The sequence below is a fragment of the Agriterribacter sp. genome (assembly GCF_035444585.1).
Lineage (GTDB): Bacteria > Bacteroidota > Bacteroidia > Chitinophagales > Chitinophagaceae > Agriterribacter.
Window position 1 is genome coordinate 1 of the sequence record NZ_DAOMOZ010000248.1, and the last position, 6,286, is coordinate 6,286.

At 43.9% G+C, this 6,286-nt stretch carries 8 protein-coding genes; 1 reads left to right on the forward strand and 7 read right to left on the reverse strand.

Annotation, left to right across the window (positions count from 1 at the left end):
• Nucleotides 1–122 precede the first annotated feature (122 nt).
• The 7 genes from nth to PLH26_RS19030 form a co-directional block, all read right to left on the reverse strand.
• Nucleotides 123–917: an endonuclease III gene (gene nth / locus PLH26_RS19000; RefSeq protein WP_324587601.1), complete on the reverse strand. Its 795-nt coding sequence runs from the start codon at nucleotides 915–917 to the stop codon at nucleotides 123–125.
• 49 nt (nucleotides 918–966) lie between these two features.
• Nucleotides 967–1,200, reverse strand: a complete 234-nt coding sequence (locus PLH26_RS19005) for a hypothetical protein (RefSeq protein WP_324587602.1) — start codon at nucleotides 1,198–1,200, stop codon at nucleotides 967–969.
• Nucleotides 1,201–1,374: 174 nt separating this feature from the next.
• Nucleotides 1,375–1,671, reverse strand: a complete 297-nt coding sequence (locus PLH26_RS19010) for an FtsB family cell division protein (RefSeq protein ID WP_324587603.1) — start codon at nucleotides 1,669–1,671, stop codon at nucleotides 1,375–1,377.
• An 82-nt stretch (nucleotides 1,672–1,753) separates the two neighbouring features.
• A complete protein-coding gene (gene eno, locus PLH26_RS19015) occupies nucleotides 1,754–3,046 on the reverse strand; it encodes a phosphopyruvate hydratase (RefSeq protein ID WP_324587604.1) in 1,293 nt (430 codons plus the stop codon).
• Nucleotides 3,047–3,123: 77 nt separating this feature from the next.
• The gene (gene gldA / locus PLH26_RS19020; RefSeq protein ID WP_324587605.1) at nucleotides 3,124–4,038 is read right to left on the reverse strand and encodes a gliding motility-associated ABC transporter ATP-binding subunit GldA; all 915 of its coding nucleotides are present in this window, start codon (nucleotides 4,036–4,038) and stop codon (nucleotides 3,124–3,126) included.
• Nucleotides 4,039–4,061: 23 nt separating this feature from the next.
• Nucleotides 4,062–4,283 carry a DUF6814 family protein gene (locus tag PLH26_RS19025; RefSeq protein ID WP_324587606.1) on the reverse strand — a complete coding sequence of 74 codons (222 nt, stop codon included), beginning with the start codon at nucleotides 4,281–4,283 and terminating at the stop codon, nucleotides 4,062–4,064.
• 17 nt (nucleotides 4,284–4,300) lie between these two features.
• A complete protein-coding gene (locus tag PLH26_RS19030) occupies nucleotides 4,301–5,836 on the reverse strand; it encodes an MFS transporter (RefSeq protein WP_324587607.1) in 1,536 nt (511 codons plus the stop codon).
• Between the two features lie 328 nt (nucleotides 5,837–6,164).
• On the opposite strand from PLH26_RS19030, the gene PLH26_RS19035 reads away from it, so the two are divergent.
• A partial coding sequence (locus PLH26_RS19035; RefSeq protein ID WP_324587608.1) for an acetyl-coenzyme A synthetase N-terminal domain-containing protein occupies nucleotides 6,165–6,286 on the forward strand: 122 nt, incomplete at its 3' end.

The following is a 6,286-nucleotide window of genomic DNA, read 5'->3' on the forward strand; positions in this document are numbered from 1 at the left end:
AGAGTGATAATTTAGTTGAATTGTTGGCTATCAGGTATCAGGTGTCAGCTATCAGGTGCGTCACCACTCACAACTCACCACTCACAACTCACCCCTGTTTCCACTGTTCATTTTTCTCTCTTTTAATTTTTAGTTTTTATTTTAATGTTGTATTTCTTCGGATTTCGTACTCCCGGCTTCGGATTTAAAATTTGTATTTTATTTGGTTCTTGTAATTTGGTTCTTGATGCTTGTATTCCCTCCGGATTTCCGGATTCCGGCTTCACCATCTGCGCGCTTCGTTGCATTTGCTGATAATATTTACAAACCGGGCGTAAGCCGCATTGTTCACATTTGGGCTTACGGGCAATGCAAATATACCGGCCGTGTAATATGAGCCAGTGATGTGCTTTATGGATCAACCCGGTTGGAATGTTTTTAATGAGCTGCTTTTCCGCTGCCAGAGGTGTTTTGGCATTGCGGGTCAATCCGATCCTGGCAGCAACGCGAAAAACGTGGGTATCAACTGCCATATTGGGCTGCCGATCTATAACGGAAGTAATAACATTTGCCGTTTTCCTGCCAACGCCGGGCAACTGCATAAGTGCCTCAACCGTTAGTGGAACTTTACCATTATACTCCTCAACCAGCATATTGGCCATGCCGATAAGATGCCTTGTTTTGTTGTTGGGATAAGAAATGCTTTTTATATAAGGGAAAAGCTCATCAAAGCTCGCTTGTGAAAGCACTTCGGGAGAAGGATATTTTTCAAAAATAGCCGGGGTAGTGAGGTTTACCCTTTTATCGGTACATTGGGCCGACAAAATAACCGATACCAAAAGCTGGTAAGGGTTATCATATATTAATTCGGTTTCCGCATCGGGTGCATGTTCACTGAACCATTTCAGCACATAGCTGTACCTTTCTTTTTGTGTCATTGGAAATTTTCCTGATCACTCAAAAATAAGCTAACTAACTGAAAATAAGTCAATGATGTTCTACCTCTTTGTTTACACCGCCATAATTCAGTAACGACTGTATGACAGATGGCCGTGGGGAATGGTGAATTGTATTAAGACCCTCAATTGCATTTTTAAGAATCTCAAACTTCTCACGCAACATCCAGTTCGTATCCAAAGCAAGCTGTATAGCAGCAGTTTCTTCGGCTGAGGTTTCTTTGTAGAGGAATCGTATCATGTTTTCAGGTGTAAAAATATCCATGCGCCATTCATTTTAGAAGTCACAATAATCTCAATTATACGGTTTTTAGGATATTCGGGACAATACGGATCAGTGGTGTTTCCAGATGTTTGTCAATGGGGCGGGGATAAAGTTGCTTTTGTTAAAACGAGGCAGGAAAGCAAATATTGTGAAAAGCACAAAAATTTAGTAAAATTATTTTTCTTCGATGATAAATATGTCCTCGCTGTCTTTTTTCATCATATATCTTTCCCTCGCTGCTTTTTCCAGTGAAGCGGGATCATTGTCAAGCTCCGAAAGCTCCTTTTTCATTTCCCGTATCTGGTCTGTATAATAGCTTTTCCCTTTTTCAAGCTGCTTCAATTCGCTTGTTCTTTCCATCTGCACAAACAGATCATTATGGTCGAAAAAAACAAGCCACACCACAAATACCAGCATGCTGAGGCTGTATTTGTTTTTTAGCCAGGCAGGTATATTTTTAAAATTCTTCATAACGGTATGCTTGCCTTCGGGGCTATTAGCCATCAGCGATCGGAACTGCGTCTCACTTCTCACCATTCACCTCTCACCATCCCTATCCCTTTCCAAAAATAATCTTTCCATCCGGATAAACCGCGTTATCACCCAAAGCTTCCTCAATACGGATCAGTTGATTGTATTTGGCCAGGCGATCGGTCCTGGAGGCGCTGCCTGTTTTTATTTGCCCGCAATTTAAAGCAACGGCCAGGTCGGCAATGGTAGTGTCTTCCGTTTCCCCGCTGCGGTGGCTCATAATGGTAGTATAGCCGCTTGCCTGTGCCAGTTGAACGGCATTGATGGTTTCGGTAACCGTGCCTATCTGGTTTACCTTGATCAGTATGCTGTTGGCTATGTCTTTGTTAATGCCATCCTGCAGGCGTTTAACATTGGTTACAAACAGGTCGTCACCCACCAACTGGCATTTTTTGCCGATCTCATCCGTGAGGTTTTTCCAGCCGTCCCAGTCATCTTCCGCCATGCCGTCTTCAATAGATACAATAGGATATTTTTTTACCCAGTTGCTCCAGTAAGCCACCATTTCATCGCTGCTGATCGTTTTACCGCTGCTCTTGTAAAATTTATACGATTTGCTTCCTTCATCAAACATTTCCGTACTGGCTGCATCCATAGCGATGGATATTTGCTCACCTGCTTTATAACCGGCTGCATCAATGGCCTGCAGCACGGTTTCAATGGCTTCATCGTTGCTTTGGATATCGGGTGCGAAACCGCCTTCATCTCCCACATTGGTGCTGTATCCTTTTTTCTTCAATACCGATTTAAGCTGATGAAACACTTCCACGCCCCAGCGCAATCCTTCGCTGAATGAAGCCGCTCCCACAGGAATGATCATGAATTCCTGGAAATCTATCTTGTTATCGGCATGCACGCCGCCATTCAAAATATTCATTAAAGGCATCGGCAGTACAGTAGCGTTAACTCCGCCCAGGTAGCGGTACAGGGGCAGGTTGCATTCCTGCGCTGCTGCTTTGGAAATGGCCATTGAAACCGCCAGGGTAGCATTGGCGCCCAGGCGCTCTTTATTTTCTGTGCCGTCAATTTTAATTAAAAGATTATCTATGTGCGCCTGTTTGGTTACATCAATGCCGATCAACTGGTCGGCTATAACATCATTTACATTTTTTACTGCTTTTAAAACACCTTTACCCTGGTATACGCTTTTATCACCATCTCTCAGCTCTACCGCTTCGTGCCTGCCGGTGGAGGCGCCCGAAGGAACAGCAGCCCTGCCTACCAAACCATTTTCAGTAATTACATCTACTTCTACCGTAGGATTTCCGCGGCTGTCTAAAATTTGTCTGGCATGAATATCTGATATGAAGCTCATAGAAAATGATTTACGTGTGGTTGTTTTTTTGCAAAGAAACGGTTTTCATCTTTGCTGCAAAAATAACTGCGCAGATATTATTCGCTTTTGCCCGTTAATTCTTTAAATACCGATTCGAGGCTCTGGCTTTCGCTTTGCATGGAAATAATATCCAGGTCGTGCTGCAGCGCAAGTTCCTGCAATTGCCTGCGCAGCAGCCCGGGATCCTTTGCAAACAGTTGATAGCGTGTGCTGCTTGTTTGTTGCACCTGCGCAGGTTCAAGGATCCGTGTAAACAATTCCATATTCACTTCTGTGGCAAACTCAACCACGATGCGATGCCTGTTCTCACCGGCTGCCTGCAGGTTTGTTACCGTATCATCTGCCACAAGTTCTCCTTTATTGATAATAATTACCCGGTTGCATATGGCCTCAACCTCCTGTAGTATATGGGAAGAAAAAAGAACGGTTTTATTTTTGCCCTGCTGTTTTATTACCTCCCTGATCTCGATGATCTGGTTGGGGTCCAGCCCTGTGGTGGGTTCATCTAAAATAAGCACTTCGGGGTCGTATATCAATGCGGCAGCCAGTCCCACCCTTTGCTTGTATCCTTTTGAAAGCTGCCCGATCTTTTTCTTCTGCTCCGGGCCCAGTCCTGCCATTTCAATAACATCTTTTAAAGCAGTGGTTTTATTACTGAGCTTATGCACCCCTGCAATGAACCCCAGGTATTCTTTTACATACATGTCATAATATAAAGGATTGGATTCGGGCAGGTAACCGATTTTCTTTTTTGTTTCCAGGGGATGAGCGGCAACATCCAGTCCGCAAACCATTGCTTCGCCGGCGGTTTGCTTCAGGTAGCCGGTTAAAATTTTCATGGTAGTAGATTTGCCTGCACCGTTGGGGCCTAAAAAACCAACGATCTCGCCCTTGTTTACAGAAAATGATATATTGTTCAGCGCTTTCTGCTCACCATAAACTTTATGAAGATTATTCACCCGGATTGACATGCAACAAAAATAAGGACTCCGTTTTACATTTGCCTTTTATACTCGCCTTTCCACGCATACCAGCCAAATATGCACAAGCCGATGGCTATCGGTATAAATATCACAACAAATACCGCCCATTGTATTTTGGTGTCTGTTACGGGGTGAACGGCAACCTGGTGCAAAGCTGTTTTAATAAGATAGAACATCGACAACGGGCCCATCAGCATCCATATAAGCCCCAGCCATTTTCGCAATTGATTCATTACAATAGTTTTATTATTTAATCGCTTACATCGGGATCTGTTTTGTTACTGATATAAACAGCCCCGATAACAAGACATACAAAAGAAACAATAACAGGATACATTAATCCTACCAGTTTGTCGCCGGTATTAATGGTAGTTAACAGCAAAGCAATAAAAGGTGTTAACCCTCCAAACACGCCATTGCCTATATGGTAAGGCAATGACATAGACGTATAGCGGATGCGTGTGGGGAACATTTCCACCAGGAACGCGGCTATAGGCCCATACACCATGGTAACAAAAATGACCTGCACAAAGATCAGGAATACAAATTGCCAGTAAACCGGCGTTGGCAACTTCTTCTCGGTATATACAGGTGCAGCATCCGCCACGGGTTGGGAAGCGCCTGCAAAAAGCGTATCGCGGCTTTTTTCCGTGTAAGCGAAGCCGTTATTAAAAGTTTTTACTATGCTGGTGGTGATGATCGTTTGCCCGTTTATCTTATCGGTATGAACAACGGGTTCGCCTATGCTTGCCGGTGTTTGTGTTTGATAAACGGTTGTATCGGAAAGATCGAGGAATTGCTGATAAATAGGCCGGTAAAACACGATAGCCAGGAACATGCCTGCCAGCATGATCCATTTTCTGCCCACCCTGTCGCTCCAGGAGCCGAATACCACAAAAAAAGGCGTGGCAAAAAGGATAGCCCAGATGAGCATGGTGCGCGACTGCTCAAAATCTATTTTACAAACCGTTTCAATAAAGCTTTGTGCATAGAACTGACCGGTGTACCATACCACGCCCTGCCCCATAGTGGCGCCAAACAGGGCCAGCAAAACCATTTTAAGATTGGTTTTATGGCCAAAACTTTCTTTCAGCGGGTTAGCGGATATTTTTCCTTCCGACTTGATCCTGGCGAACAAAGGCGACTCCTTCATTTTTAAGCGGATATAAACGGAAATGCCCACCAGCACTATAGAAACCAAAAAGGGTATGCGCCAGCCCCAGTCGTTAAATTTTTGAATAGAAACATTTACATCGCTGTCTAACCCGTGTCTTACGAGCAATATCACGCCCAGGGAAACAAATAACCCGAGGGTAGCAGTGGTTTGTATCCACGAAGTATAATAGCCTCTTTTATTGGGTGGCGCATGTTCGGCAACGTAAGTAGCCGCTCCGCCATATTCGCCGCCCAGGGCAAGGCCCTGCAGCAGCCGCAGCAATAAAACAATAACAGGAGCTGCAAACCCGATGCTTTCGTAAGACGGAACAAGCCCGATGGCAAATGTAGAGCCTCCCATAATAATAAGCGTAAGCAAAAACGTGTACTTGCGCCCCACGAGGTCGCCCAAACGCCCAAATACCAGTGCGCCAAAAGGTCTTACAATAAAGCCCGCCGCAAAAGTTGCCAGCGTTGATAACAAGGCAGCGGTTGGATTGGTTTGGGGAAAAAACTGAGTGGCAATTACCGTGGCGAGACTTCCGAAAATATAAAAATCGTACCATTCAATAAGTGTGCCTACCGAAGAAGCGCCGATGATCTTCCAGATACCTTTGGGTGATGTTGACATTATACGCAAGCAAATTAGGGAATGAATATACTAAACATGCCAATGCAAGCAAAAGGAAAAAATAAAGTGAACCGGATATCATTGCTGTTGCGCATGCAGGAAATAAAAATGCAACATACCTTTAAAGCCGCTACAGCAAACGGTTTTGGATGCTGCAATAGAAAAGTATTTGTTGCAGAAATGAAGTTTTGTTTATGGCGGTAACGCGGCTTGCAGGGAGAAAATTTTACAGTCTCATTTTTATTCAACCGAATGTGATTAATTTAGCTCTTCTGAATATGAACTAAAATTGCATCGCTATATGTCTTATCCCTATCAGCTAAAAAGTATGGACGCATACAGGACTGCGTACAAAAAAAGTGTTGAAGATCCTGAAAGTTTCTGGGCCGAAATTGCTGAAAATTTTACGTGGAGAAAAAAATGGAACAAGGTATTAGACTGGAATTTCAC

Coding starts and splice junctions, on each gene's coding strand:
- nth (WP_324587601.1), bottom strand. CDS start 917: ATGACACAAAAAGAAAGGTACAGCTATGTGCTGAAATGGTTCAGTGAA.
- PLH26_RS19005 (WP_324587602.1), bottom strand. CDS start 1,200: ATGGATATTTTTACACCTGAAAACATGATACGATTCCTCTACAAAGAA.
- PLH26_RS19010 (WP_324587603.1), bottom strand. CDS start 1,671: ATGAAGAATTTTAAAAATATACCTGCCTGGCTAAAAAACAAATACAGC.
- eno (WP_324587604.1), bottom strand. CDS start 3,046: ATGAGCTTCATATCAGATATTCATGCCAGACAAATTTTAGACAGCCGC.
- gldA (WP_324587605.1), bottom strand. CDS start 4,038: ATGTCAATCCGGGTGAATAATCTTCATAAAGTTTATGGTGAGCAGAAA.
- PLH26_RS19025 (WP_324587606.1), bottom strand. CDS start 4,283: ATGAATCAATTGCGAAAATGGCTGGGGCTTATATGGATGCTGATGGGC.
- PLH26_RS19030 (WP_324587607.1), bottom strand. CDS start 5,836: ATGTCAACATCACCCAAAGGTATCTGGAAGATCATCGGCGCTTCTTCG.